Here is a 644-nt window from a genome sequence, read left to right as displayed (position 1 = left end):
GGCCGGTGGCCCGGCGGCCGGTGTGCTGTCGGCGGCGTACGTGGCCGCGTTCGCCGGGTCGCATCCGCTGGCGAAGAAGGTCGGCGCCTGGCCGGCCGTGTTCGGGGTGGCCGGCGCGGTCGCCCTCGCGTCGTGGGCGGTGGCCGACCGGCGGGGCTGAGCCACCCCGCCGGCCCCGGCCTCAGGGGCGGACCACCGCCTGCTGCGGTTCGGCCGCCGACAGCGGCGTGGCGATGTCCTCCAGGGACCGCCGCTCCGCGTTCACCGCGAGGACCGCCGCGACGATGCCCGCCGCGACCATCAGGCCCGCGCCGATCTGGAACGCGAGCACCGTGTCGCCGACCTTGCCGGTGTTGGTCAGCTCGGCGAAGAGCAGCGGGCCGCTGATGCCGCCGGCGGCGGTGCCGAGGGCGTAGAAGAAGGCGATGGACATGGCCCTGGTCTCCATCGGGAAGATCTCGGAGACCGTGAGGTAGGCGCTGGAGGCGCCGGCCGAGGCGAAGAACAGCACCACGCACCAGCACGCCGTCATCGTCGCCGCGGTGAGCGCGCCGCGGTCGAACAGCCAGGCCGTGCCGAACAGCAGCGCGCCCGACAGCACATACGTGCCGGAGATCATGATCCGCCGGCCGACCGTGTCGAAC

The 644-nt window shown here is 74.4% G+C and carries 1 protein-coding gene; it reads right to left on the bottom strand.

All coding sequences use genetic code 11. The features are described 5' to 3' along the window. Positions 1 to 181: 181 nt before the first annotated feature. Positions 182 to 644 (bottom strand): MFS transporter (locus LPA54_RS34790; protein ID WP_228984617.1); only part of this gene is annotated, 463 nt, incomplete at its 5' end.

It is taken from the genome of Streptomyces sp. DH12 (assembly GCF_020873895.1).
Lineage (GTDB): Bacteria > Actinomycetota > Actinomycetes > Streptomycetales > Streptomycetaceae > Streptomyces.
This window is presented reverse-complemented; position numbering and strand designations above follow the sequence as displayed.